Source organism: Halomonas sediminis, from assembly GCF_044871105.1.
GTDB lineage: Bacteria > Pseudomonadota > Gammaproteobacteria > Pseudomonadales > Halomonadaceae > Vreelandella > Vreelandella zhuhanensis.
In genome coordinates this window covers 1698268-1723074 of the sequence record NZ_CP085246.1, presented here as the reverse complement: position 1 = coordinate 1723074, position 24807 = coordinate 1698268, and the positions used below count along the sequence as shown (strand labels likewise).

20 protein-coding genes and 1 pseudogene are annotated in these 24807 nt (G+C 57.4%); 8 read left to right on the top strand and 13 right to left on the bottom strand.

Annotated elements, in window-relative coordinates; genetic code table 11:
* Positions 1 to 13 precede the first annotated feature (13 nt).
* Entirely contained in the window at positions 14 to 3460 is a 3447-nt protein-coding gene (locus LG290_RS08250; RefSeq protein WP_499836971.1) for a PAS domain-containing protein, read from the bottom strand.
* On the bottom strand, positions 3457 to 3666 hold the full coding sequence (locus tag LG290_RS08245) for a response regulator (protein WP_499836970.1): 210 nt from the start codon (positions 3664 to 3666) through the stop codon (positions 3457 to 3459). The genes LG290_RS08250 and LG290_RS08245 overlap by 4 nt, the downstream gene beginning before the upstream one ends.
* A 515-nt stretch (positions 3667 to 4181) precedes the next feature.
* Here LG290_RS08245 and LG290_RS08240 point away from each other — a divergent pair.
* Both LG290_RS08240 and LG290_RS08235 read left to right on the top strand, forming a co-directional pair.
* Complete coding sequence (locus tag LG290_RS08240; RefSeq protein ID WP_499836969.1) at positions 4182 to 5285, top strand: mechanosensitive ion channel family protein; 1104 nt, start codon at positions 4182 to 4184, stop codon at positions 5283 to 5285.
* A gap of 45 nt (positions 5286 to 5330) precedes the next feature.
* Complete coding sequence (locus tag LG290_RS08235) at positions 5331 to 6887, top strand: IS1182 family transposase (protein WP_499834726.1); 1557 nt, start codon at positions 5331 to 5333, stop codon at positions 6885 to 6887.
* 228 nt (positions 6888 to 7115) lie between these two features.
* On the opposite strand, the gene LG290_RS08230 is transcribed toward LG290_RS08235, so the two are convergent.
* Positions 7116 to 8936 carry a cation:proton antiporter gene (locus tag LG290_RS08230; protein WP_499836968.1) on the bottom strand — a complete coding sequence of 607 codons (1821 nt, stop codon included), beginning with the start codon at positions 8934 to 8936 and terminating at the stop codon, positions 7116 to 7118.
* Between the two features lie 322 nt (positions 8937 to 9258).
* Here LG290_RS08230 and LG290_RS08225 point away from each other — a divergent pair, with 322 nt between their 5' ends.
* Positions 9259 to 9690, top strand: a complete 432-nt coding sequence (locus LG290_RS08225) for a DoxX family protein (RefSeq protein WP_160418522.1) — start codon at positions 9259 to 9261, stop codon at positions 9688 to 9690.
* A gap of 79 nt (positions 9691 to 9769) precedes the next feature.
* Here the strand turns inward: LG290_RS08225 and LG290_RS08220 are convergent, their stop codons facing one another.
* Positions 9770 to 10429 (bottom strand): patatin-like phospholipase family protein, encoded by a 660-nt coding sequence (locus LG290_RS08220; protein ID WP_499836967.1) that lies wholly within the window; start codon positions 10427 to 10429, stop codon positions 9770 to 9772.
* A 426-nt stretch (positions 10430 to 10855) separates the two neighbouring features.
* Between LG290_RS08220 and LG290_RS08215 the strand changes: the two genes are divergently transcribed.
* Complete coding sequence (locus LG290_RS08215; protein ID WP_499836966.1) at positions 10856 to 12577, top strand: putative bifunctional diguanylate cyclase/phosphodiesterase; 1722 nt, start codon at positions 10856 to 10858, stop codon at positions 12575 to 12577.
* A 297-nt stretch (positions 12578 to 12874) separates the two neighbouring features.
* On the opposite strand, the gene LG290_RS08210 is transcribed toward LG290_RS08215, so the two are convergent.
* Genes LG290_RS08210 through LG290_RS08200 form a run of 3 tightly spaced genes read right to left on the bottom strand, consistent with a single transcriptional unit; the run spans position 12875 to position 14712 of the window.
* Positions 12875 to 13549: a hypothetical protein gene (locus tag LG290_RS08210; protein ID WP_499836965.1), complete on the bottom strand. Its 675-nt coding sequence runs from the start codon at positions 13547 to 13549 to the stop codon at positions 12875 to 12877.
* Between the two features lie 15 nt (positions 13550 to 13564).
* Positions 13565 to 14299 (bottom strand): HupE/UreJ family protein, encoded by a 735-nt coding sequence (locus tag LG290_RS08205; protein WP_499836964.1) that lies wholly within the window; start codon positions 14297 to 14299, stop codon positions 13565 to 13567.
* 53 nt (positions 14300 to 14352) lie between these two features.
* Complete coding sequence (locus LG290_RS08200; protein ID WP_499836963.1) at positions 14353 to 14712, bottom strand: hypothetical protein; 360 nt, start codon at positions 14710 to 14712, stop codon at positions 14353 to 14355.
* A gap of 120 nt (positions 14713 to 14832) precedes the next feature.
* On the opposite strand from LG290_RS08200, the gene LG290_RS08195 reads away from it, so the two are divergent.
* From LG290_RS08195 to merA, 3 genes are all read left to right on the top strand, one after another.
* Positions 14833 to 15108, top strand: a complete 276-nt coding sequence (locus LG290_RS08195) for a metal-sensing transcriptional repressor (RefSeq protein ID WP_499836962.1) — start codon at positions 14833 to 14835, stop codon at positions 15106 to 15108.
* 36 nt (positions 15109 to 15144) lie between these two features.
* On the top strand, positions 15145 to 16512 hold the full coding sequence (locus LG290_RS08190) for an MFS transporter (RefSeq protein WP_499836960.1): 1368 nt from the start codon (positions 15145 to 15147) through the stop codon (positions 16510 to 16512).
* A gap of 190 nt (positions 16513 to 16702) precedes the next feature.
* Complete coding sequence (gene merA / locus LG290_RS08185) at positions 16703 to 18109, top strand: mercury(II) reductase (RefSeq protein ID WP_160418513.1); 1407 nt, start codon at positions 16703 to 16705, stop codon at positions 18107 to 18109.
* 167 nt (positions 18110 to 18276) lie between these two features.
* On the opposite strand, the gene LG290_RS08180 is transcribed toward merA, so the two are convergent.
* A complete protein-coding gene (locus LG290_RS08180) occupies positions 18277 to 19347 on the bottom strand; it encodes an ATP-grasp domain-containing protein (protein WP_499836959.1) in 1071 nt (356 codons plus the stop codon).
* A gap of 344 nt (positions 19348 to 19691) precedes the next feature.
* Between LG290_RS08180 and LG290_RS08175 the strand changes: the two genes are divergently transcribed.
* A complete protein-coding gene (locus tag LG290_RS08175; protein ID WP_499836958.1) occupies positions 19692 to 20420 on the top strand; it encodes a hypothetical protein in 729 nt (242 codons plus the stop codon).
* An 89-nt stretch (positions 20421 to 20509) separates the two neighbouring features.
* Here LG290_RS08175 and LG290_RS08170 read toward each other — a convergent pair whose 3' ends face one another.
* The 5 genes and pseudogenes from LG290_RS08170 to LG290_RS08150 form a co-directional block, all read right to left on the bottom strand.
* Positions 20510 to 20683, bottom strand: a complete 174-nt coding sequence (locus tag LG290_RS08170; protein WP_160418512.1) for a hypothetical protein — start codon at positions 20681 to 20683, stop codon at positions 20510 to 20512.
* On the bottom strand, positions 20680 to 22968 hold the full coding sequence (locus LG290_RS08165; protein ID WP_499836957.1) for a heavy metal translocating P-type ATPase: 2289 nt from the start codon (positions 22966 to 22968) through the stop codon (positions 20680 to 20682). The genes LG290_RS08170 and LG290_RS08165 overlap by 4 nt, the downstream gene beginning before the upstream one ends.
* A gap of 498 nt (positions 22969 to 23466) precedes the next feature.
* A complete protein-coding gene (locus LG290_RS08160; RefSeq protein ID WP_499836956.1) occupies positions 23467 to 23805 on the bottom strand; it encodes a cation transporter in 339 nt (112 codons plus the stop codon).
* A gap of 117 nt (positions 23806 to 23922) precedes the next feature.
* Positions 23923 to 24039, bottom strand: a pseudogene (locus LG290_RS08155) (prolipoprotein diacylglyceryl transferase family protein); the annotation flags it as partial.
* A gap of 273 nt (positions 24040 to 24312) precedes the next feature.
* On the bottom strand, positions 24313 to 24729 hold the full coding sequence (locus LG290_RS08150) for a hypothetical protein (RefSeq protein WP_499836955.1): 417 nt from the start codon (positions 24727 to 24729) through the stop codon (positions 24313 to 24315).
* Positions 24730 to 24807: the final 78 nt, after the last annotated feature.

The window sequence follows — 24807 nt, the reverse complement described above, 5'->3', positions numbered from 1 at the left end:
CCTGCTCATCTTGTTACTTGCTTTCAGGCAGTTCGATGCAGAAACAGCTGCCCACCCCGAGCTCACTTTCCACTTCCAGGCGCCCCCCCATGAGTTCAGTGATACGGCGAGCGATGGTCAGGCCGATGCCGGTACCTTCGATAGGACTGCCCTCCGCTTCCAAACGGTTAAAAGGCTCAAATAGGGCTATCCGGTGTTCAGGCGCAATGCCCTTGCCGGTATCGGAGACCCGGATCTGCAGGTGCTCATCATCGCCAGACATTTCGAGCGTCACCTTGATCTTTCCTTGCTCGCGGTTGTACTTGACGGCATTGGAGAGCAGGTTGAGCAGCACCTGCTTGAGCCGTAGGTGATCAGCCCGCACCACGCCATTCTCGAGGCCTTGAGTACTGATCCGAATGCCACGCTCGGTGGCCTGGCCACGCACCAAGCCAAGACATTCCTCCACCACCTCGGCCACCGAGACAGGCTCCAGTGAAAGGTCCAGATGCCCTGATTCCACCTTGGCCAAGTCGAGCACCTCATTGATTAGCACGAGCAGGTGGCGTCCGGCCTTGAGAATCTCAGCGACATTATCCTGTTGGTCCTCGTCGAAGCTTTCCTCGTACTCGAGAAGCTGACCGAAACCGATGATGGCATTGAGCGGGGTACGCAGCTCGTGGCTCATGCTGGAGAGGAACTCAGACTTGGCGCGATTGGCTCGCTCTGCTTCCTCTCGCGCGTTGATCAGAGCCGTTTCTACCTGCTTACGGGCGTCGATATCGCTGTGGATACCGATCACCCGGCTCGGCCGCCCCTCGGTGTCCCGGGCAACGATAGTGTTGCGGCAAAGTATCCACTTGTAGTGGCCATTCTTGCAACGCAAACGCAGCTCGATGCTGTAGCTCTTCGAGCGACCTTCGAAATAATCCTGCGCATGGGAAAGGTCTTGCGGATGCACAAGCTTGGCCCAGGTATCGATATGATGAGCCAGTTCATGGTGCCGGTAGCCCAGCATCACCATGTAAAGCCGCGAGAAATGCATGATGCCGTTGTGGGCATTCCAGTCCCAGACGCCGTCGCCGGCACCTTCCACGGCAAAGATGAAGCGTTCCTGACTCTCGCGTAGCTCCCGATCGGCCTCAACCCGCTCGGTAATGTCCTGGATGGTGCCGACCAGCAACGAAAGCTGTCCTTCCTGGTTCTGCTCCATCCGAGCCAGCTCGTGCACATGGCGCATCTCTCCGCTCGGGCGCAGGATGCGGTAGGTCGTGTCATGCACGCCAGTTTCCCCTGCGCGTTCAAGGCTTTCCTCGAGCCGAACATGATCCTCCTGATGAATGCGCGCTTTCAATACCTCGGTGGAAGGAATGACGTCGTGTGGAGAGTAGCCGAAAATGCAGTAGACCTCCGCCGACCAGATCCGCTCATCGGTCATCAGATCGAGTCGCCAACTGCCGATATGCGCCATGTGCTGAGCCTCGAGGAGCTCGCGTTCGCGCTCGGCAAGGGCGAGTTCGGCACGCTTGCGCGCATCGATGTCCTGTACCACGCCAAGCATCTGCAGAGGCTCGCCCTTCTCGTCACGCAGCACAGCCCCGCGCTCAAGCAGCCAGCGCACACTGCCATCAGGCCATACCACCCGGTGCTCGCATTCATAGAGCGCTCCATCCTCGATGGCGGCACGAATGGCCTCGTTCATGGCATCCCGATCCTCGGGGTGCACTGCCTGGATGAAGTTCTCGTAGGAAGGCTCAACTTCTTCTTCCCGGTAGCCAAACAGGGGCGCGACCCGCTCGGTCCAGTAGAGTGCCCCGCTCTGAATATCCCACTCCCAGGTGCCGATGTTGGCGTACATCTGACCGCGACGCAGGCGTTCCTTATGATGCTCCACCTCGGCCTGGGCGCGCCGGCTCTGAGTGACGTCGTGAAAGCTCCATACACGGCCGATGGCGTCATCGTCGATCACCGGCTGGGAAAAGGCCTCGAGAAAGCGGCCATCAATAAGTTCGAGGGTATCGTGGAGGATGTCTCGGCTTTGGTAGAGCATATCGACGTGTGCGGCAAAGCCCTCGCCTTGCCGCAGCAACCGGCTTGCCTTTTCCAGAAGCTGCCCTTCTGAGGAATCCTTGGCGACTTGGTCCGGAGAAAACCCCCAGAGCTCGCAGAAGCGGTCGTTGGCAAAACGCACGCGGCGGTCGGGCCCGACCGCCAGGATACCGTCTTGGGTGGCTTCTAGGGTGGCGGTGAGTCCGCGCTCGTGTACCTTGAGATCCAGCTCTGTCTGTTTCAGTCGGGTAATGTCGGTGCGGATAGAGACATATTGATAAGGTTTGCCTGCATCATCAAGAAAGGGAGTAATGGTGGACTCCACCCAGTAGAGGTGGCCATCCTTGCCGCGATTGCAGATCTCGCCCTTCCATACCCGGCCGCTGCTGATGGTTTGCCATAGCTGATGATAGAAGTCCGGCGGATGAACGTCGGATTTCACGATGCGGTGGTTTTGTCCCAGAAGTTCCTCCCGCGAATAGCCGCTCAGCTTGCAGAAACGCTCGTTGACCTCGGTGATCCGGCCGCGACCATCGGCAACACTGACGATGGCATGGTGATTGAGCGCCAGGTGTTCGCGCTCGCGTTCGTAGAATGAGATTTCCAGGCGCTTGCGGATAGCGCCGTGTTGGCGGCTGCGGCGAGCGCGCACTGTCACCGCCTCGATGAAGTGCTCGGGCACCACCGGCTTGACCAGAAAGTCGTCGCTGAGGTTCAGCGCTTGAAGTTGCTGCTGAAAATCGGTTTCCGTGGAAAGAAATAGGATCGGCAATTCAAGATAGTTGTCCTGTTCGCGCAGGATGGCGGCAAGCTCGGGGCCACTTACCTCGGGCATATGCACATCGAGCACCACCACATCCGGCGCGCACTGCGCCATGGCCTCGAGCAGCGCCATTGGCTCGTCTAGGGAAAAAACATCCATGCCGGCGTGCTCAAGTATCAGCGTTTGGCTTTCCAGCAGCATAGGATCGTCATCCACCAGCAGGACGCAGTAGGGCGTGGCTGGCTGACGCCCGCTCAGGGTATCCAGCAGCTGAGCGAGATTTCCGGAATCCACTGGCTTGGTCAGGTAGCGACAGGCCCCGGCTCGCAGGGCGGCAAGCCTTGCCTCGAGGTCGTCGCGCATCGAGATCACCACGGTGGGAATCCCATCGCTTCCGCCGAGGCCGAGTTCCCGGAACAGCTCGGTCCCTTGCAGGATGCTATCCTCGAGGATCATATCGATGATCACCGCGGCCGGCTCCTCGGCGTATGGGTCGCTCAATGCCTCCCGGAAGGCCATGGACTGCGTGAAGCCCTGCACCCGGTAGCCCCTCTTTGCCAGGGCGTGCTCAAGGTGTACAAGCTCCAGGGCATCATCCTCGAGCAGAAACAGCAACGGCTGCGCGGGGAATGCTTTGGGAGTAGCCAGGGCTTCCTGTGGCAAGGTCATGGCGTTCTGACCTGCCAAAGAGCATTGATTTGGCTTGCCAGCATCAAGGAATCGAAGGGCTTAGTGATCATCCCGCTGGCACCCAGATCAAGGTAATACGAAATTCCCTCTGGCTGCACCCGGGCGGCCATGGAGGTCACAGGGCACCCTCTCGGGAACGTCAGGGGGTTCGGACCGTCTTCCATGCACAGAATTTGCTGTAGCATCAGAGCATACTTCCTGGTGCAGGAGGTTTATTTTTCTGCTGCCCGTCTACAGCCGCGAGCAACTTCTCAGTGCTATGTCGGATCAAGCAGCACCACATTCGACGCTTGCAGCCCTGGTCTCGGATATCTTCCGAGCGGTGAGCACCCTCACATCGAAACGTTACAGAGCCACTAGCGCCTACCATTCGCTCTTTTCGGTGGAGCCAGCTCGTCGAACTGTCACAGGCAGGCATCTAGTAAAAAGAGCGTACCCGCCAGGCTCCTGATGATCAAATAGGTGGTACCGGCGCTTGCTAAGCAGGTACGTCAGAACTAGACGTCTTGAAAAGCACAAGTTCCCAGCCGGCAGTCCTGTCCTTACCTATTGTTGTTGCTGTCATCAGCAGCCGGATTGAGGAAAATATATATACAAAGCAGAGCAAGCCATTCACTGGCCATAGGTGTTGCCTCGCTAAGCATGATCTAACTTATTAGCCATACTGTCAGGCTTATGCTGCATAAGAAGGGAATCATGTATGTTTAATTGGGCGTCGTGGCGGACCTGGGAGACATGGATCTCCCAGCCGGCTTTCCTGAACTTCGCTTTGGTGATAGGTATCGCTGCCGTCAGCTATGTCGCGCTTCGGATATTGATGAGAGCCGTCATTGCTCGGGTCATCAATTGGCTTTCAAGCGGAAAAGGACGTTGGAGCCACTACGGCGCCGAGGTCTTCAAGCACACAAGCCACCTGCTTATCGCGGCTATGGCCTTGCAGATCGGCCTGGCTATTGTTGAGCTGAATCCCGCCTGGGAAGCTCGAGTCAGTCATCTATGGTTCCTGATTCTCGCGCTACAGTTCGGTCTTTGGGTCGATGCCGCTATCGCTTTTTGGAAAGATTCAACCATTAAGGACAAAGCGGGACAGGATAACCAACTGACAGTGACCATGGTCGCAATGATGTTTCGCATCATGCTATGGGCCGTTGTGTTGCTGTCGGTTCTAGCGAACCTAGGCGTGGATATTACCGCCTTTGTCGCAAGTTTGGGGATTGGGGGCATTGCCATAGCCCTTGCGGTACAGACATTGCTCGGCGATTTGTTCGCGTCGGCATCTATCGGCGTGGATAAACCGTTCAAGACAGGCCACTTTATTGTATTCAACGACATTGCCGGAACGATTGAATATATTGGTATGAAAACCACTCGCATCCGTAGCTTGAGTGGAGAACAGATCCTTTGTTCAAACACAAAGCTGCTCCAACAAACGATCCACAATTACAGCCGAATGAGCGAGCGGCGTGTGGTGTTCAGTTTGGCCATCTCCTTCCGGACACCAGTAGAAAAAGCGTGTGAGGTCCCATCACTGGCCAAACAAGCCATTGAGGCGGTAGAAAAGACCCGTTTCGACCGGGCTCATTTACGCACGTTTGATGACTACGCTCTGAAGTACGAAGTCGTCTATTACGTGTTGAGCGCGGACTACAACCTCTATATGGATATCCAGCAAGCAATTAATTTCTCGCTACTGGAGAAGCTGGATAAGCGTAGCATCAAGTTTGCCATGCCGGTGCGCTCTCTTGAATTTCTCGATGATGCTCCTCTGCCTGAAGAGGGTGTCGCGAAAGGGATAAAGCCGTAAAATGATTTCTCTTTTGCCTGAGAGCTTACCGTGACGACCGCATGTATGCCCACGCCTGATGACAGGCAGTTTTCGCTTTTTCAGGTGTCGCCTGCTTCGTCCACCCCATCCTCTCGCGTCACGGCAACCTCGTCGGGACGACGCTTTCTGCACGGTGATGCCACGGCGATCTTCCTGGGCATGACACCGCTTGAAGAGCATCTGAGGCAGGCCGGAATTCGCGCTCCTTTTGTGGTGGCCGACCTATTGGATGCCCAAGACTGGACACCCTTCGAGGATCGCTATGCCGCCACAGGACGTGCACCCTATGCGCCACGCGCGATGATGGGGCTGATTCTCTATGGGATAATGCACGGGGTCTCATCACTGCGGGCGCTGGAACGGCTGGCACGTGTCGACTTGGGATGCATGTGGGTGACCGGAGGCATCGCTCCCGATCATGCCAATATCGGGCGTTTTATCTGCCTGCATGAACAGGCCTTGGCGCAGGAGTTTTTCGAAGCGCTGACACGTACCGTTCTGGCCAGGACGGCGACATCCACCGCATGCCTGGCGGGTGACGGGACTGTGATCGAAGCTGCCTGCTCTCACTATCGTCTGCTCAGGGAGGAGGCGGTACGCACCCGGGTCAGTGACGCCCTGACACGCCATCAACAGACCCCTCTAGAGCAACAGGACGAGACCCGGCAGCAGCTGGATAGAGCGCACGCCTGTGAACAGGTTCTTGATGCGAGGATCGCGGCACGACGGCGCCATGGCAAGCGTACCGATACGGTTCGTGTCAGCCTGACGGAGCCAGAGGCCGCCATGCAGCGACAGAAGCGTGGACGCGGCTTTGCGCCGGCTTATACGCCCTCCGTCCTGGCCAATGAGGCACGGATCATCGTGGCACACGCCGTTGATCCCACGAGCGAGACGCGCGTGGTCGGTGAGCTGATCGATCAGAGCGAGCGCGTGGAACCCAAGACCCCACGCGAGCTTCTGCTGGATGCCGGCTATTTTGATGATGGCGTTATTAACGCGACACTGGCTCGTGATGTCAGCCTGCTTTGCCCGCCCAGGCCCAGTACCACTGACAAAGCGAAGGGCCTGTATCATAAAAACCTGTTCACTTACGATGCCGAACAGGATGTTTACTACTGTCCAGCGGGGCAGCGGCTTCAGCTCATCAGTCATACGCGAGCCTCGGCACGCTCGCGTGAGCAGTCGGTTTATGCCTGTGTCACCTGCGCGGACTGTCCGCAACGGATCGCTTGTACCCGTTCAGTCCGGGGGCGCCGAATCAGACGTTACCCGGAGGACGAGGCACGCCTGGCACTGCAACAGATCATGACCCACCCGGGTGCCCAGGCGGTATTCCGGCAGCGAAAGGCCATGGTCGAGCCAGTTTTTTCAGCGCTACGTCAGCAACAGGGACTGTCTCGCTTCCGGCGCCGTGGGCTGGCGGGTGTCAAACGCGAGTTTGCTTTGCATGCCCTGGCTTACAACCTGGCTCGCGCTGTAGCGCTGAGCCTTTATCATCGTCTCTGGGATCGGTTGTGGAGATGCCTGGGATTATCTTACCTAGCAACAAAGGAAATGATCGCGGCTGCCAGGGTGTGAGTGATGATGTCGTCCAGCCTTCGACGTCGCTGAGCATCGGTTTAGTTATGAGTCGTTAGGAGATTTGCGACAACCTCTGAAAGGCACGGATTCAGCCAAGTGGCTCCGATGCCTTCTACTGAGCCAACTTTTCGACCCAACAAAGGGAACACGAAAGGCTAAGGTACCCGCAAACCGACATTCTGCCGATGGTCATCGCACTTGCGTTGCTCAAGCTCCGCCAGCCTGTCACCGCTTTTCACGCCCATCGTTGCCGGCGATATCCGGACCATCTTCAACTACGAGGTTCTTATCCGCAGCCCGCCCATCTGCAACATCACGCAGGTGGCAGTAGCTCGTGGCAAGCACGGCACCGAAGATAAGATGTGCCGCAATAGTAAGCCAGGTGCGCGCTTCCTCGAACCAAGGAAAGAGAATCGTGAACAGATAGAAGTTGACCGCATAGATCACAAGCCCGAACAGAGCACCCCTAAGCATAGCCGTGAAAGGCTTGGTGCCCTCCAAAAAGGGGGCAAGCAGCCAGGCATAGATTAATGACAGGGTGAAGTGCACCACCATGGCAGCAAGGCCCACATCCAATGCAATGTTCGCCGGCGACTGCAGAATCTCGGCACCAAGGCCGATCGCGGCCATCATGCGCACCGGCACCCAGGGGCTCGTCTGCTGAAAAAGAGGCACCAAGGTCATTTCCAGGACTAGAAAGACCACACCAGCAATCACGCCGGCAATGGCCGCCGCACCCCAGGCACTGGCATCCAGACGCCTGGAAAGCCAGGGCGACATGTCCGCCATGACCGCTTCCGGTCGGGTGGAAGCTGGCACTTCCGGTGCCGGAAGTTCAGCAATGGTCGCTTTCTCCAGGTAATACTTGAGCAGCACGGGATGCACGACAATGCTGTAGGCGACAAGCGAGAAGCCCATTACCAGCAACTCATCGCGGTAGGCATAGTCAAGGGGCAACATGAGTATCAGTGCCGCCGGCACCGCTCCCCGTAGACCGCCGAGCATCAGCACATGTCGCCAGCTGGTCGGCAGCGAGCAACCCTGCAGGCGAAGCAACGGACCCGTGGCATAGATCAGCAGGGCCCGGCTTGCGAGTAACAAAGGAATGACTAGGGCAAGGCGCCAGTTCAGCGACAGCAGCTGTGGTCCCATGGCGGCCCCCAAGGCAAAGTAGAGTGCGCTTGAGCCAAGCTCGCCCAGGTATTCCCAGAAGTCGTCATAGAGCTCGCGCTTTTCCTCTGTTTCCCGGCGCCGATTGTGGCTGAAGGCCAGGGCCGCGAATACCACCGCAATGATGCCCGAGGCATGCAACAGCTGCTCGCTCAGAAGAAAGGTACCGATGGGCAGCGCCAAGGTCAGGGTCAGCCCCGGCATACAGTTCTGTTCCTGCCAGTGACGCACCAGCAGCCCCAGAAGCCAGCCTGTCAGCAGGCCGATGGGCACCGCCAGCAGCATGCTACGCAGCGTGGCGATGGTGATTTCACCCAGTGAGAAGTCCCCGGCTCCGATCACCACGCCAGCCAGGGCCGTGAACACCACGACGGTGATGGCGTCATTGAAGATGGACTCGCCCTGAATCAGCAGTTCGAGACGTTTCGGGATATCAAAACGCCCGAGCACGGGTCCCGCCGTGGTGGGGTCGGTAGCCGCCACGGCCGCCCCAAACAGCAAGCCGTGCCATAAGGGAATGTCCGCAAGCCAGGCCATGGGCAGGCCGATGACAGCCAGGGCAAGGGGCATGCTTAAAAGGACGAGAAGCGCCAGAGGACTGGCGGCACGCAGCACAAGACCGATTGGCAGATGCCGTCCTTCGGCAAATACCAGCACCGGCAGCAGCATGCCGATCACAAGCTCCGGGTTCAGACGGATGGCTGGAAATGCCGCCGCCTCAGCGGCTAGCAGTCCGTAGCCGATACCGACGACCAGCAACCAGGATTCTGCTGGCAGCACCGAGCGCGGCGCATAGTGGCGGACCATGGCAACCAGCAGAAGAAAACCGCACAAGGCGGCTATCAAAAGGCTTTGACCGTGACCAAATCCTTCCATCCTCACACTCCCCACCAGATTTTATTCTGGACTTGCTGCCGAAAGCCATAGCTTTCAGGTACGGGCCGCACGGAATGCACACCTCCCCAACTTAGCTCAGTAAAGCAGCGTCATTGAGAGCTAGTGCTCCCCGGCAGTGTAGTCGAGACGCCCCGACACCGAAATCCTAAACGACCTTGAGAGACACCAAAATCCTAAACTACCTTAATGAAAGCTTCCTCGAGAAATAACCATCAGGAGCTGTAAGAACTTTCGAGTTTTGACGACAAAGACTCAAGTGCAACAACTAGAGCCAATGGCACCACCAAGGAGAAACAACACCATGAATGATGACGCCACTTCACGTCCTGCAGACGCCTCTCCTGTTCAACGTCATGCCCACTGGTTCCTGCGCCTAGGCCTTGCCAGCGTCTTTCTCTACATGGGAATCGACAAGTTCATGGGCGGAGGCGTTGGCGAATTTTCCACCATGATGGGCCTGCCCGTGATGCTTGGGGGACTTGTGGCTCTCGGCGAGATCGGCACCGGCCTGCTTGTAGTACTGGGCGGGTTGATGGCCAGTCGCCTAGGCGACGTCATCACCCGGCTGGGTGCCCTCGGCATGATCCCCATCCTGCTCGGTGCCATCTTCATGGTGCACTGGGGACAGTGGCACTTCATGGCTACCTCGTCTCACCCACTTGGCGGCATGATGTTTCAGGTGACCCTGGTGATGATTGCCCTCTATCTATTGGCCAAAGGCAATCAGGCCTAACCGCTAACTAGAACAAACCCGATATTTCGGATCAGGAGGCTTTATGTCAGACGAAAAGCGAAAAACTCTTCTCGACAACCTATCTAGGGGGCTTGCCTATGCAGTACCCGTTCTCGCCCTGGTTGCGGGCGGCTCGGCAGTCCATGCCATCTATTCGGATGTGGCCACGGAAAGCGGCTACTACATGATGGCAGAAACTGGCGAAGCCGAAGGTGAAGCTGAGGGTGAAGCTGAGGGTGAAGCGACCAGTTGACTCTCGACTAACCTGCATGGTGGAACCCGGGATGATGTCGTTGGTGTCGGTCGCGCCGTGAAAGGGAAACAGCGACGGGTTACCCATGTAGCCACCATCCCAATAGGGTACGCCGTCAATCTCGACCGCCTGAAAGAGATCGGGCAGGCAGGCCGAAGCCATCACCATGTCCGCTGTCAGCGCCTTGCGCGGGAATATCTTGACCTTGCCGGTCTCCACATTGGTCGCGGAGATGAATAGCTTGAACGCGGTACATTTACGTACCATGTCGAAATCGATGCTCTCCTCCACCAGGTCGCGCAGCGGGTTAATATTCATCGGATTAAGTTGATAGGGTGAGGCCATATGTGAGGGCACATCCATGGCGTGATACAGGGGGTTGTTCTCCAGTCCCCAATTGCCCATCAACACGTCGATCGGCATCCGTTTCAGCGGGCTGTACTTTGCGCTTTCGCTCATGCACTGCCAGAAGTGATCAAGCGCCACGCGCGCCTTCAGGGCCGTCGCGGGTGAAGCCGTCAGCCAGTGCCACAGCGTTCATCGCCCCTGCCGAGGTGCCCGAGATGCCGGCAATACGCAGCTGACCGTCCGGGATGCCACACCGTGCCCGCTCCTCAGGGTTTCGGCAATGGACTGAGCGGAGGCATTCTGCTGGCGAACTCTTACTACCAGCGTACGCAGACTACGCGCCAGCAGGGCACTCGCCGTGGTGGCAATGGAAGTCAACAAGCTTTCGGACAACGTAAGTCGAGCAGCCGACAATAATCCATCACCGCTTGGAAGCCTTGGCCGAGATCACCGCCACGCTGACCCAGCAAGTGGATGTCTTGAACGACCGAATATTTCCAATAGTATGGCCTAAGCTGAACAGACATTTCACGCTGCACCCTCCAGGCAAGGAGATTGAATGCCATGGCATGGAAAGAGTGGTTCAACATTTCAAGGCACATGGCCAGCTGTTCTCAGGCGCTCAAGGATGCCAACCGTCTCCTGCGCGAGGAAATTGAGCAACGTCGTGAGGCTCAGGCAAGGGTGGCCAGCCTCGCCCGTTTTCCCGACGAGAATCGCAACCCCGTACTGCGCTTGAATGCGATGGGGGAACTTTTGTATGCCAACCCGGCAAGTGCCCTATTGCTCGCCCAGTGGGCTGACAACAAACAGGCGCCCCAACACTGGCAACTCAAGGTGGATAGTGCCTTGGCTACCGGTCGTGTGCATGAAGAGGAGCTCTGGCTTGACAGCCGTTGTCTGCTCCTGAGCCTGACTCCAATTCCAGAGGCGGATTACGCTAATGTATATGGTATCGACATTACCGATCGCAAGCGCTATGAAGCCGAGCTCGAACAGCGTAACCGTCTCGATACCCTTACCGGACTTGTCAACCGCCAAGTACTCGATGATCGGATCACCCAAGCATTGTGTGAAGCGCGAGTTCGCCAGCACTCGGTAGCCGTGATCGTGCTGGATTTGGAAAACTTTCGCCTGATCAATGGCATGCTCGGACATCAGGGAGGTGACCAAGTGCTTCGTGCACTGGCACAGCGGCTTGTCACCCATGTCGATAGCAATGCCACACCCTCGCGGCTGGATGGGGATACCTTCGCGGTCTTGCTGCCGCTTTCTCCCGAAGCTGACGACTTGGCAAGCCAGGCCAGTCAATGGCTGAGCCAGCTCCAGGCTCCCATGGCGGTTGAAGATCAAACACTTGAATGTCAGATAGTAGCGGGCATTGCTGTCGGCCCCGAGGATGCCGATAACGCTGGTGACCTGCTTCGTCACGCTCACCTTGCCGCCAACCGGGCACGGCAACTACGTCAGCGCTATCACTTTTTCATCGAAGAACTCAACACCTCGGTACGCCAGCGCCATCAGCGCTTACAAGCCCTCAAGGCTGCCTTGGCGAATGAAGAGCTTATTCTCCACTACCAATTGCAACATGATGCCCACGGCCAGGTTTGTGGTGCCGAGGCGTTGATGCGCTGGCCACAACCCGGCGGCAGCATGGTATCGCCCGGAGATTTCATTCCCTTGGCGGAAAGCAGTGGAATGATCATTCCGTTAGGCAATCTTGCCCTGAACCAGGCCTGTATTCAGGCCGCTGCCTGGCGTGAAGCCGGATGGCCGCTTCGCATTGCCGTCAATTTGGGTGCAGAGCATTTCATTGACAGCTCGCTTATCGACACCATCACTGAACTCTTGCACCGTCATGATCTGCCGCCGGGAAGCCTGGAAGTGGAAATCACCGAAAGTACCTTGATGGAAAACATAGGCATCGCCCAAGAGCAGATTAAGACCTTGAACTGCCTTGGCGTCGAGGTGGCCCTGGACGATTTCGGTACCGGCCACACCTCAATGGCTTATCTGCGCGACCTGCCGGCACAGCGCCTCAAGCTCGACCGACAGTTCGTTCAGGGGTTGCCCGGGAATAGACATAATCGAGCCATCTGCCACGCCATGATCACACTGGGCCATGAACTCGGCATGTGCGTCCTTGCTGAAGGGGTGGAAGATCAGGTGGAGATGGATGCTTTGCGCGATATGGGGTGTGACGAATTTCAAGGCTTCTTACTGGCTCGCCCACAAGCGAGTCAGGACATTGCTCTACCAGAAGCTACGACTTCCACACTGCCATGAGTCCAGTTCCGTTATGCCTGTCGCTGATTACTCATGGCGCTCCGTCCATACGAACTTTTTGATATCCAACTCATGCTCGCCATCCCAGCAGTAGGCGCACAGCTTGGGTGTCTCCCCGAGTTCGAAGTCCTGGCCGGAGTACCGCCTGGAAAATAACCTAAGTTAATGGATCCGATAAAAACTGTTTACCTCGCTTACGTCGCAACAGGATTCGGAGTCACGTGTCCGGTTTCATTGGACCATTACATAGTAAGAGTAAAGTCCCTAGCGCTCTTCTAAGCGCTAGGGGCCAATGCTTTAGAGAGCCTTATTCAACTCCCCATAGTCTCCCCCCACACGCAACAAAACTGTTACGTCGTTGTCATTGCGATTGCGAAAAAACCAGCCGTGGTTGCCGGTGAAGGCTGCTTCCAGGTCGCCCTCGTCTTCGGGCACGCCACGTCCCTTTTCGTAACTGATGAAGTTTCCACTCCCGTCACCGTGGGTGTCGAAATTGAGCGCTCCCCCGTTGGACGCCCAAGCGAACGTCGCGACGGCGCCTTCCTCCATGGTCAGCTTGTACTCGGTGCCCTCGCCCGGCATCAGGGTGAAGCTCACCTCATCGCGCCAGGCGGCTGCTTCCTCGAAGGGCGAAGCGTCAACCAGTGCTTGACTGGCCTCGGGCTGCACCGTCTCCTGGACAACGGAAGTCGCTTGGCTGACATCGCCGTCCGAGGTGGACGTCGACTGATCGGCAGTGGCTTCGGCATTGGCCTGGTCGAGCTCGGCTTCCTCGGCCAGTTGATTCTTGATTTTCCCCATCTCGGTCAGCCCCAGTAGACGTCCCGCGCCGATAGGATCGATGGCGTACTCTGCAGGCAATACCACGGTAATTAATAGGACACTGGCCACCACAGCAGCCAACAATGTGGAACGCAGTAATTTGCCCGTAGACGGCAGGTCGGCACGGGCGGGAAGATCGGTATTGTACATCTCTGACTCCCTGAATTAGGTAATGAAATAGCCGGTGAGCTGATAGCCGACCAACATGAAGCCGGTGCACATCATGGCGATGTTGGCGGTGTAGGCGTGGCGCAGAAATCCGGCTGTGCGTCGCCAGAAGCCCATGACGATGAGAATGGCACTTAAAGCCAGCAGCTGGCCGACCTCTACCCCGACGTTGAACGCCAGAAGATTGGGGGCCAATCCGTCAGGAGAGACCTCATACTCGATGATCTTGCTCGACAGCCCAAAGCCGTGGAACAGGCCAAAGACCAGCGTTGCCGCCTTGGTATTGGGCTGAAAACCAAACCAGCGCTGGTAGGCGCCGATGTTGTCCAGCGCCTTGTAGACGATGGAGAGCCCGATGATGGCATCGATGAGGTAGCTGTTGATGCCGATGTTGAAGTAAACCCCAAGCAGCATGGTCATGGAATGACCAATGGCGAAGAGACTGACGTAGATGGCAATATGTTGCATCCGATAGAGGAAGAAGATCACCCCCAGCAGAAACAGGATATGGTCATACCCGGTCACCATGTGCTTGGCGCCAAGATAGACGAACGAGATCAGGTGAATCCCATAGATCTCCTGGATATACCCTTTGTCGCCTTCGGCAACGGCGTGGGCAAAAGCATCGCCACTGGCGCCCAGGAGCATTACCAGCAATGTGAGAAGGACTAGGGCGTGGCATCGGGCCATATCGGGCAGGCCTAGCGCACTCCTCATTCGGGATGGAAACATGCAACCTCCACGGGTCTGTCATAAATAGTCGGCCGTCCAGCGGACGGCCCCAGTCATCCAGCGATGACCGGCCGTGGGGGTCTCTCCAGGCGGTAGACGCGGCGCAGCGGAATGCCATGCTGATCACTGACTCGCAAGTCATTATGGAACGTCGACTCAAGGGTTATGCCTGTTGCGAGTCGATCGACTGTTTCATGGAAGTGGCTACCACTCTCGTGGTGAAGGTGGCGACCATCCTCATGGTTATGAACGTGTCCGTCTTGCACGTTATTCTGATGAACTGTCTCAACGCCACCGGCCACACTCAGCGGGCCATGGGCACGCGCCTCGCCGATACTGGTTGTAACCAGGCCGGGAACGATCAGCAGAAGCAAGATCAAATAGCTCAGACGTTGACGCCACTGATTGGGCATGGAAGATAAACCAGGATAAAAGAACAATAGGCAAATACCTGCATAAAAGGCATTGGTAACATGCCGCCGATACTTTAACATCCCCTCCAGGGGGATAGGAATAAAATAAAGGAAAAGAAGATGACATCACATACCCACCAGACACACCCTGATATCATCAAGCGCCTGAATCGCGCTCGGGGTCACCTACAGAGCGTGACCCAGATGATAGAGGATGGGCGTCTCTGCCTGGACATCGCGCAACAGCTCCACGCCGTGGAAAAGGCCATTCAGCAGGCCAAGCGGACCCTGGTGCAGGACCACATCGATCACTGCTTAGAGGAAGCCCTTGGCCCTCAGAACCAGGCGCAGCGTGCCCGGATCGAGGAGTTCAAGGTGATCGCCCGCTACCTGTAAGGCCTTATAGGCACCACTACCTCTTGAGGAGATCCCATGCTCGACGTGCTTGCCCGCCGCGTCTACCGACATCTCTTTCTAGCCCAGGTCATTGCGCTTGTCGGTACCGGCCTGACCACGGTTGCCTTGGCGCTGCTGGCTCATGATCTGGCCGCCGGGCAGGCGGGGGTCGTGCTGGGCACGGCCCTGGCGATCAAGATGGTGGCTTACGTGGGCATCGCCCCGCTGGTCGGCGCCTATGCGGCGCGCTTGCCGCGGCGCGCCTTGCTGGTCAGCCTGGACCTGCTTCGTGCGGCCGTGGTCTGCGCGCTGCCTTTCGTCACCGAGGTGTGGCAGATCTATGTACTGGTCTTTTTGCTCAACGCTTGCTCGGCAGGCTTCACGCCGGTCTTCCAGGCGACGATCCCCGACATCCTCGAAGACGAGGGGCAGTACACGCGGGCGTTGTCATTGTCGCGCCTCGCCTATGATCTAGAGAACCTGCTCAGCCCGGTGGCCGCGGCGGCGCTGTTGATGGTGATGAGCTTCGACGTCCTGTTCCTGCTCAACGCCCTGGCGTTCCTGCTCTCGGCCGCCCTGGTCGTATCGGTGACGCTGCCCTCGCCTCGTCCCGTAGAAGAAACACCCGGCGTCTGGCGGCGAGTCTCCCACGGCGTGCGGATCTACCTGAAGACACCCCGGCTGCGCGGGCTGCTGGCATTGAACCTGGCGGTCTCGGCCGCTGGGGCCATGCAGATCGTCAACACCGTAGTATATGTGCGCTCCGTCCTGGGCTTGGGCGAGCGTGAGGTGGCCCTGGCCTTCGCCGCGGCCGGCGGGGGCTCCATGCTGGTGGCCTTGCTGCTGCCCAAGATTCTGGATCGGGTGCCCGAGCGGCCGATCATGCTACTGGGCGGCGTCCTGATGACGCTGAGCCTCTCGCTGGGCCTGCTTGACCCCGGGTTCGCCGGGCTGCTCGGGCTTTGGCTGCTACTGGGGGCCGGCGCCTCGCTCGTCATGACCCCCACCGGGCGCCTGCTCAAGCGCTCGTGCCAGCCGGAGGACCGGCCGGCACTATTTGCCGCGCAGTTCTCGCTGTCACACGGTTGCTGGCTGGCTACCTATCCGCTGGCGGGTTGGATGGGGGCTCATCTGGGGCTGACCGGAACGTTCGCCCTGCTGGGGACGATAGCGCTGGCGGCGACGGGGCTCGCGACCCTTGTCTGGCGAGCCCATGATCCGATGGTCCTCGGGCATGAGCACGCCTCCCTGACCCACACCCACCTGCACTACCACGATGAGCACCACCGGCACGAACACGAAGGATGGGAGGGGCCGGAGCCTCATCACCATCCCCACCATCATCCTGGAGGCCGGCATCGGCACACCTTTGTGATCGATGGCCATCACATGAGATGGCCGTAGTGACATGACAAAGGGCGTGCTGCCGAGGCTAGTTATCCATGCCGACCCCGGTCTTCTTATCTCTCCCGATACGGCCGACTGGTATCCGCTCTGGCCATCTTTATCGGCCTGATCCTGTATGCGCTGTGGCGCAAGAAGCAATATGACGCCTGTTGTGGCAACGCCTCACCCCATTCAAGGAATCTCCCTCATGAAAGATGACAAGAACTTGCACATCGCCGTAATCGGCAGCGGCGGCGCGGCCATGGCAGCCGCCCTGAAAGCGGCCGAGCACGGTGCCCGCATCACTCTGATCGAGCGTGGCACTGTCGGCGGCACCTGCGTGAATACCGGCTGTGTGCCCTCAAAGATCATGATTCGCGCCGCGCATATTGCGCATCTACGTAAGGAGAGCCCCTTTGATGAGGGGCTGAGCTCCCAGACTCCGGTGGTAAAGCAAGCGAAGTTACTCCAGCAACAGCAGGAGCGTGTCGAGGAACTGCGTGACACCAAGTACGAAAGAATCCTGCGCGACCATCCGGCCATCACGGTCCTGAACGGTGAGGCCCGGTTTGTCGATGCCAATAACCTGGCGGTCAAGCTGAATGAAGGCGGCGAGCAGACCGTCCGCTTCGATCGCGCCTTCATCGGCACCGGCGCTCGTCCGGCAGAACCGCCGATACCGGGGCTGGCCGATACGCCGTACCTGACCTCCACCAGCGCGCTGGCACTGGACGCCTTGCCCAAACGGATGATCGTGATCGGCGCCGGATTTGTCGCCCTGGAACTGGCCCAGGCGTTCGCCCGGCTGGGTAGCCAGGTCACCGTGCTGGCTCGCAGCCGCCTGCTCTCTCAGGAAGACCCCGCCATCGGTGAAGCTATGGAAGCAGCGTTTCGCCGTGAGAGCATTGAAGTGCTGAAGCAGACCCAAATCAGTCGCGTGGACTACGTCAACCATGCGTTCGTGCTGGACACCGATACCGGGATATTGCGGGTGGACCAACTGCTGGTAGCTACCGGACGGACACCCAATACCGAGGCATTGAATCTGGAGGGCATTGGAGTGAAAACCGCGCGTGGCGCGATTCTGGTGGATGAGCACCTACAAACATCGGTACCGGACATCTATGCCGCCGGGGACTGTACCGATCAGCCGCAGTTCGTCTATGTCGCTGCCGCCGGGGGCAGCCGGGCCGCCGTCAACATGGCGGGCGGAGAAGCGCTCCTTGATCTCAGCGCCATGCCGGCGGTGATGTTTACCGACCCCCAGGTCGCCACCGTTGGCCTGACAGAAGCCGAGGCAAGCAAGCAAGGCTTCAGCGTGGAGACCCGCGTGCTCGACTTGGGGAACGTGCCGCGAGCGCTGGTCAATTTCGACACCGCTGGTTTCATCAAGATGGTGGCTGAACGCGATACAGGACAGTTGCTGGGAGTCCAAGTGGTAGCGGGGGAAGCTGGTGAGCTGATCCAGACAGCGGTGATGGCGCTGCGCGCCCGCATGACGGTGCAGGCCATCGGCAATGAGCTATTTCCCTACCTGACCATGGTCGAAGGCCTCAAGCTCTGTGCACAGACTTTTACCAAAGACGTGAAACAGCTGTCCTGCTGCGCCGGGTAGAAAAGCAAAACGCAACGTTTGCGGCACTGGGACCCCTTGCGCAGATTCTCTATACAAGCCAATCATCTTATAAATTAAAAACTCAGGGTCGGCGGTCTCAAGTTCCACCCGCTTAGTTTATTCGTAACGCTAAACCTCAAACATCGAACCGATAGTGGCGTCTTGTGTCAATTCTGTTCAAGGAGTATGGGTGCGAATCCGCCGCCCGGTGTACGAAAATTTGTGGTTTGCCCTTGATACAGCCGTGCCGCAGCCAGGATCAGATTGCCGCGATAGGTATACAGGCGTACGTCTACCTTGAGCATTTTCCGTTCGCCATCGACCAGAACCAGACGTTCCGAGGGCGGCACATACGCCTGAGCAATATAGTCACTCTCTAGGATCTGGGAAAATGTGCGTTTGGTGAGTTTGCTGCCCCGGTAAACGCCCTTGCTGCCATAACCTGCTACAGGTTTGAAAAACCATTGCCGCCGCTGTTGCCAAAGATCATCCGCATTACTAGCGGCAACGTTAACGGTGCGCGGAATACCACAGCGAAGCAGCTCGACGTTTTCAGGGCTCAAGCCCCAATTCTGAAGGGTAGAGGGATCAGACCATTCTGCTAAATTGCGCTTGTCCGCAAACAGGGCATGTGCGAATGGGTTTGGGGTTATGACAGCGCCTCCGTCCAGCCAAGCCGAGCGCAAGGCGGTGTGCTCGGGCGCTTCCAAGGCGAAGTCCACCAGGCGGTTGTAAACCATGTCGATTCGCTTGTCGCCGCTGTATAACACACCTGACTCATATCTGAGTTCAGAGGGAGAGACTATGAGGGCGTCAATTCCATTATCTCGGAACAGCTGTTGTGCCAGTCGGAACTCAGGATAGAGGTATTGCTCGGTAGGCTGGTCATCGACGATCGCTATGCTTTTGGGCCGTCCACTGCCCCGCTGGGCGCGCCATTCATTCTCGAACTGGGCGATGACTGCAGCATCAAAGTCTTCGGCCCAGGCCACCCGAGTAGCTCCGCTGCAGCATTGCAGCTGGGCTCGTGCGAGCGCAGCATTGAGAAATGCGCCCCCTGCATTGGTGTTGACTTCAATGAGGCGGGGCCCCTCCTCGCTGAGGTGAAAATCATAGCCCATGAAGGCCCCCATGGGACCAGGGTCGGCTTGGGCGCTCTGAGGAGCTCTGGATAGCACGCGACGACGATAGTCGGGAAGCGCGGTAGCAGCTTCCAAGGCTCGGGCAATGGCCATCATGTGATCCAGATCCTGGCTGGGAACAAAGACCGCAGCATCTGAAAAGAAGTGATGCCAGGCTGCACTGGAAAGCATCTCGTCCGCATTATCCCCCAGCTGGTTGGCTAGACTGCGAACCACTTCTGGCCGATCGAGAGTGGCGCAGACACAATGCTGGTTCAGCTTTTTCGCCTTCGCCTGTGCTGGAGAATCATAGGTGTGGTGCAAGAGAATGCCCTCTGTATCTGTAGTGCCGATCTCCAGCTATAGCCGGTTTGTCAAAACTTGGCACCGTGGTTGGTCAGCCCGCGCTGTGTAACCAGCGTAGCAAAGGGGCCGGTTGAGTCGCCCCGAAGTTTTTGGTTATGAGTCAGCTTGATCAACCAAATGGCAATCTCGTTGCTGAGTTTCGCCTGGTATCAATAGCAGGTCTCACTGATGATAAACATCCAGCAGGATATGTAATCGAGTCAATTGTCTCGATATTGAGCCTTGCTGGCACCATACGAGACAAACTGTCCGAAATGGGGTTTCATAGCCTTTACGGCTGGGGGCTGCCAAGTAAAATGAGAAACCGAGCTGAAGCCGGTTCACAGCAAATACTCTTAGAGCAAACTTTCAATGGAGAACGTCGGATGAAGATCCAAACCTTTCAAGACCTTATCGAATGGACTCAGCAGCTGCATGCCTATCTAGCAGAGTGCCTGAAGCACTGTGCCACCCAACAAGAGGAAGCCCGGGCCAAGTGGTTATTGGAATATCTAGCGGATCACGAGGCTACCTTGGGACAGACCGTGGCCAACTTCGAGAAACAAGCCGACCCAAAGGCCTTGCACACCTGGGTCTATGATTACCTGTCACATGTCCCCATCACCCCGCACCAGGCATGCAGCTCACCTTATGCCGAGATGAGCTTCGATGATATCAGCCGGGAAATCTTTTCCCTGCATGATCAGGTCATCGCGCTTTATCGCTACCTTGAAGGACGAGCCGATATCCCCGAAGCCCGGGAACTTGTTAACGAGCTCTTAAAGTTGGAGGAACACGAAGCAATGCGCCTAGCTCAGCAAATTAACCGAGCTCGAGACCTGTAATCATTCCATGAAAAAGAGGCGGTATTCCGCCTCTATAAAAGTACTCGGCATTACGAAGGCCCTTAATGGAAAATCATAGGGCCTCGGTCTCACTCGTCGCGGCCATGGCGATGCACATAGAGATGCACTCCCAGGCAAAGCCCCATCGGCAGGAGCAGCAGCCAGGTGCTGGTGCCGAAGGGATTGCCGCGCCATAGCACGATGAGCATGGCCACGCCCATCAGCACTAGGCATGCAATCATGAACCAGTTCTGACGGTTCATTTCGACTCTCCTTGCGTTTTCGCTCGGGCGTAGCGCCGCTTGAGCAGCAGAGAGTTGCCGATGACAGACAGCGAGCTTGCGGTCATGGCGATGACGCCGATCATGGGATGCAGAAGGCCGGTGGCGGCGATAGGAATGGCAGCGAGGTTGTAGCCGCTGGCCCAGATCAGGTTCTGCACGATCTTCGAGAAGGTCGCCTTCGAAAGCTCCATGGCATCCACCACGGCAGTGAGCTCACCGCGCACCAGGGTCACGTCCGCCGCCTCGATGGCCACGTCTGCCCCAGCACCGATGGCAATGCCCACATTGGCCTGCTTGAGGGCCGGGGCGTCGTTGATGCCGTCGCCCACCATGGCCACATGGTCGCCGTACTTGTCCTGGAGCTTCCTGATGGCGTCCACCTTGCCATCGGGAAGCACCTCGGCCTGGACCTCGTCGATGCCCACCTCGTCGGCCACGGCCCGGGCCGCACGTTCATTGTCGCCGGTGATCATCACCACGTGCAGACCCAAGTCATGCATGCCACGGATGGCTTGCTTGGACTCCTTCTTGATGGTGTCGGCCACGGCCACCAACCCCATCGCCTTGCCGTCTGCAGCGACGATCACCACAGTACGGCCTTGATCCTCGAGTTCCTGCTTGGCCTCTTCAAGATTATCCAGGCCGCTCACGCCTTCTTCCTCCAGCAGGCGGCGGTTGCCGATCAGCACGCTTTCATCGCCCACCTTGCCCGAGACGCCCCGGGCGCCGGTAGACTCGAAGCTGCTGACACGCTCGGGCTTGACGTCGCGCGCTCGCGCGCCGTCGACGATGGCCCGGGCAATGGGATGCTCCGAGGCATCCTCGACGCTTGCCGCCAAGGTCAGAAGGTGCGTCTCTTCGACCCCTTCGGCAGAGACCACATCGGTAAGTTCAGGCTCACCCCGGGTGATAGTGCCGGTCTTGTCAAGGACGATCACTTGGATATCCTTGAAGGTCTGGATGGCTTCGCCCGAGCGGATCAAGATGCCGCGCTCGGCACCGATCCCTGATCCCACCATCAGTGCCGTGGGTGTGGCAAGGCCCAGGGCGCAAGGGCAAGCAATAACCAGCACCGCAATGGCGGCCAGTATCGCAAGGATGGGGGTGGGTGCCACAGGATCGACCCAAGGCAGGAAGGTCGCCCCCCACTCGAGAACCGGGCGCAGGGCATCGCCCGCGACCAGCCAGACCAGAAAGCTAGCCAAGGCTATCACCAGCACCGCCGGTACGAAGCGCCCGGTCATGCGATCAGCAAATTCCTGAATCGGCACCCGCGAGCCTTGGGCTTCGTCGATCAGCTTCACCACCTGAGAAAGGAAGGTATCGCCGCCCACCTTGGTGGCTTTCACCTTGAGGCGTCCCTCCTTGTTGATGGTGGCGCCGATGACGGCATCGCCTTCGCTCTTGTAGACTGGCACCGACTCGCCGGTGGCGATGGACTCGTCCAGATGGCTCTCACCTTCGACGACCTCACCATCGGTGGGGATCTTCTCGCCGGGGCGTACGAGCATGATGTCACCGGGGGAAAGCTCCTTCACCGGTACTTCTCGTTCCTCACCGTCGCGCTCGATCCGGGCGGTCTTGGCGCTCATGTCCATCATGCGGCGGATGGCTTCGGAAGCGCGGCCCTTGGCCATGGCCTCGAGATAGCGCCCCACCAGATGGAAGGTCATGATGGTGGCGGCCATCTCGATGAAGGAGGTCATGGGGTAGAAGAAGCCGATTAGCCCCAGCACATAAGGCGGAAGGCTGCCCATGGAGATCAGTACATCCATGTTGAAGGTGCCGTTCTTCAACGAGCGCCAAGAAGCCTTGTGGGTGGCTGCACCCCCATAGAGAAACACCACGGGAAAGGCGAGCACGGCGATGATTGCCAGATATCCCGGAATCGCCACCCAGAACATGTGTACCATCATCAGGATCATGATCAGGGTGGTGGGGATGGCGGCGATGATCAGGCGCTTTCTCGCCTGCTCGAGGTAATCCTGCTCGATGCGGCTGCCCTCACCTTCCTCCTCCTCGCCTTCACGCTCGTCGTGCACTGCCTTGACGTCGTAGCCTGCACCCTCCACGGCCTCCTTGAGGGCATCACCATCAGGCCCCTCCTCTTCATCGACACGTACCCTGACTCGATGGCTTGCGATATTGGTCTTGATATCCTCGATGCCGTCGAGACGCTCAAGGGTCTTGCGCACAATGCCGGCGCAGTGATCCGAGCCCATGCCCGGCACCGTCAGGGTAATGGTAGTGGCCTTGTCGCTCATCCATGCCTCCTTTTGATAATAAAACTCAATGGGAAAAAGCTCAGTGATGAGCGTCATGGTCGACGGCTTCAGGCCCTTGGGAGCCCTGCTGCATCATGCCCATGCCGGAGCCGCCCATCATTAGTAGTAGCTGCGATACCCACACTGGCGGACAGAATGATGGCAAGGATTTGCTGGTGCTTAACCATGGTATTTCCTCTCCCATTACTGATGATAGAGAAGCCTTATTTTTTGACTTGGGGTAGCTTCAGCTATGAGCCTACAACCTATAGGTTACCCAAAGGTCAAGGGGTTTGATGGACTGACAGTATTTTTGAACTCAACCCCCTGCTTGCGTTATTACCAAATGTTGAAATGGCCGGTCGGCAGCAGTTCTATCTAATTGATAGGACTGAATTCAAGTAATAGGAACATGAAGCTCTGGGAGTAAGCGGACTGCATGATGCTTCATGTAGCGTTCACATTTAAGGTTATTCACCGCATGGATTTCATTACCATTCAATGGCAGCTCCAAGGCTCCTTCTTTGCATTATCTTTTATGTTTTGATCAACAAAGCGATAATATTCCTCCTTAAAGCGATTCCACCGACTAGAGCTAATATCGACCCCATGCGATTCCAAGATTTTTTCAACATCATCAATGCAAAGCCGCGTGGCATCATAGGCTAGGCGAATATGCCCATGCTTTTCCTCGTATGACACCTCATCCATTCCATACAGCTGGTCGATATCATAAACAGCATCTTCAATGTGCTCGGATTCATTAGGTTCAATTGCCAAATTCCGAGTGACCAAGGTATTTTTTGAGACTCCCAACCGGTGCTCTCGATGTTTCATAACAAACCTCCAGAAAGTGCAATATAGAGCATATTTCAGTCTTTACCTGGCCTATTGCCATGTCCATGATGCTTGTGCATACGGCCCATACCTCATCATCATGGGTCAGACCGAGGCGCGCCGCCCGAGCCACCACGCAACCGTTAGCCCCACGACGTACATCAAGCCATACCAATGAAGCTGTACCGGTCCGAGGGAAAATGCCACTGGATCGATTTGTGGGTACGGGATCATGGTGTTCTCCTCGTGGCGCCTAGTCGCCTAACATTGACTTGCTCCTGCGTAGGTCGGCACCAAGGACTCAATCTCATCGCTATGATCATTCTGGACTCCCTACCTGAACGCAGCCTGAATACAGGCTGATCAACAATTGACCTTGGTCAAATCTGAGAAATATAGAGCGATAATTACTCTGGCCAGCCACAAGCTGAGAAAAATCGTTTCTCCATAAAAAAGGCCAGCTTTAAGCTGGCCCCGATGATAAAACTGAGTTTTTCCTGGCTGATTTTAATATGTCACGTGGAGCTCGTATCGATTACTGTTGTCTTGAGCGCCTGACATCGCTGGATTTCCCGAGACTTCCAGCTGGTAATTTCCAGGTTGCAGCTGTTGATTGAGCTGGAAGTGGCCTCGCGGGCTGGATGCTTCCGCCACACGGGCACCGGCATCGTCATCCAATGTCGCTTTGATCTGATTGCCCTGGCTCGATACCCCCGGGAAATGCATGCTAGACACTTTCAACGTAGTGGGCTGATCAATGCTGATCTCGAAGCGCTTCGGTTGGCCGTTCGCCAGGATCTGTGTAGAGGATGTTCCTCTTTCCAGAACCGACAGCTCTTGGGCGCTGGCTCCCATGTTGGCCAGGACGGGCATTGAGAACATACTTGCCACTATCATTCCAAATGTAATTGCTTTGAGTTTCATGTAGAGGTCTCTCCTTTTTGGTGACAATGTCATGATAGTGGTGCAACTTGAAACAGAGCTGAATATATGACGAAGAGG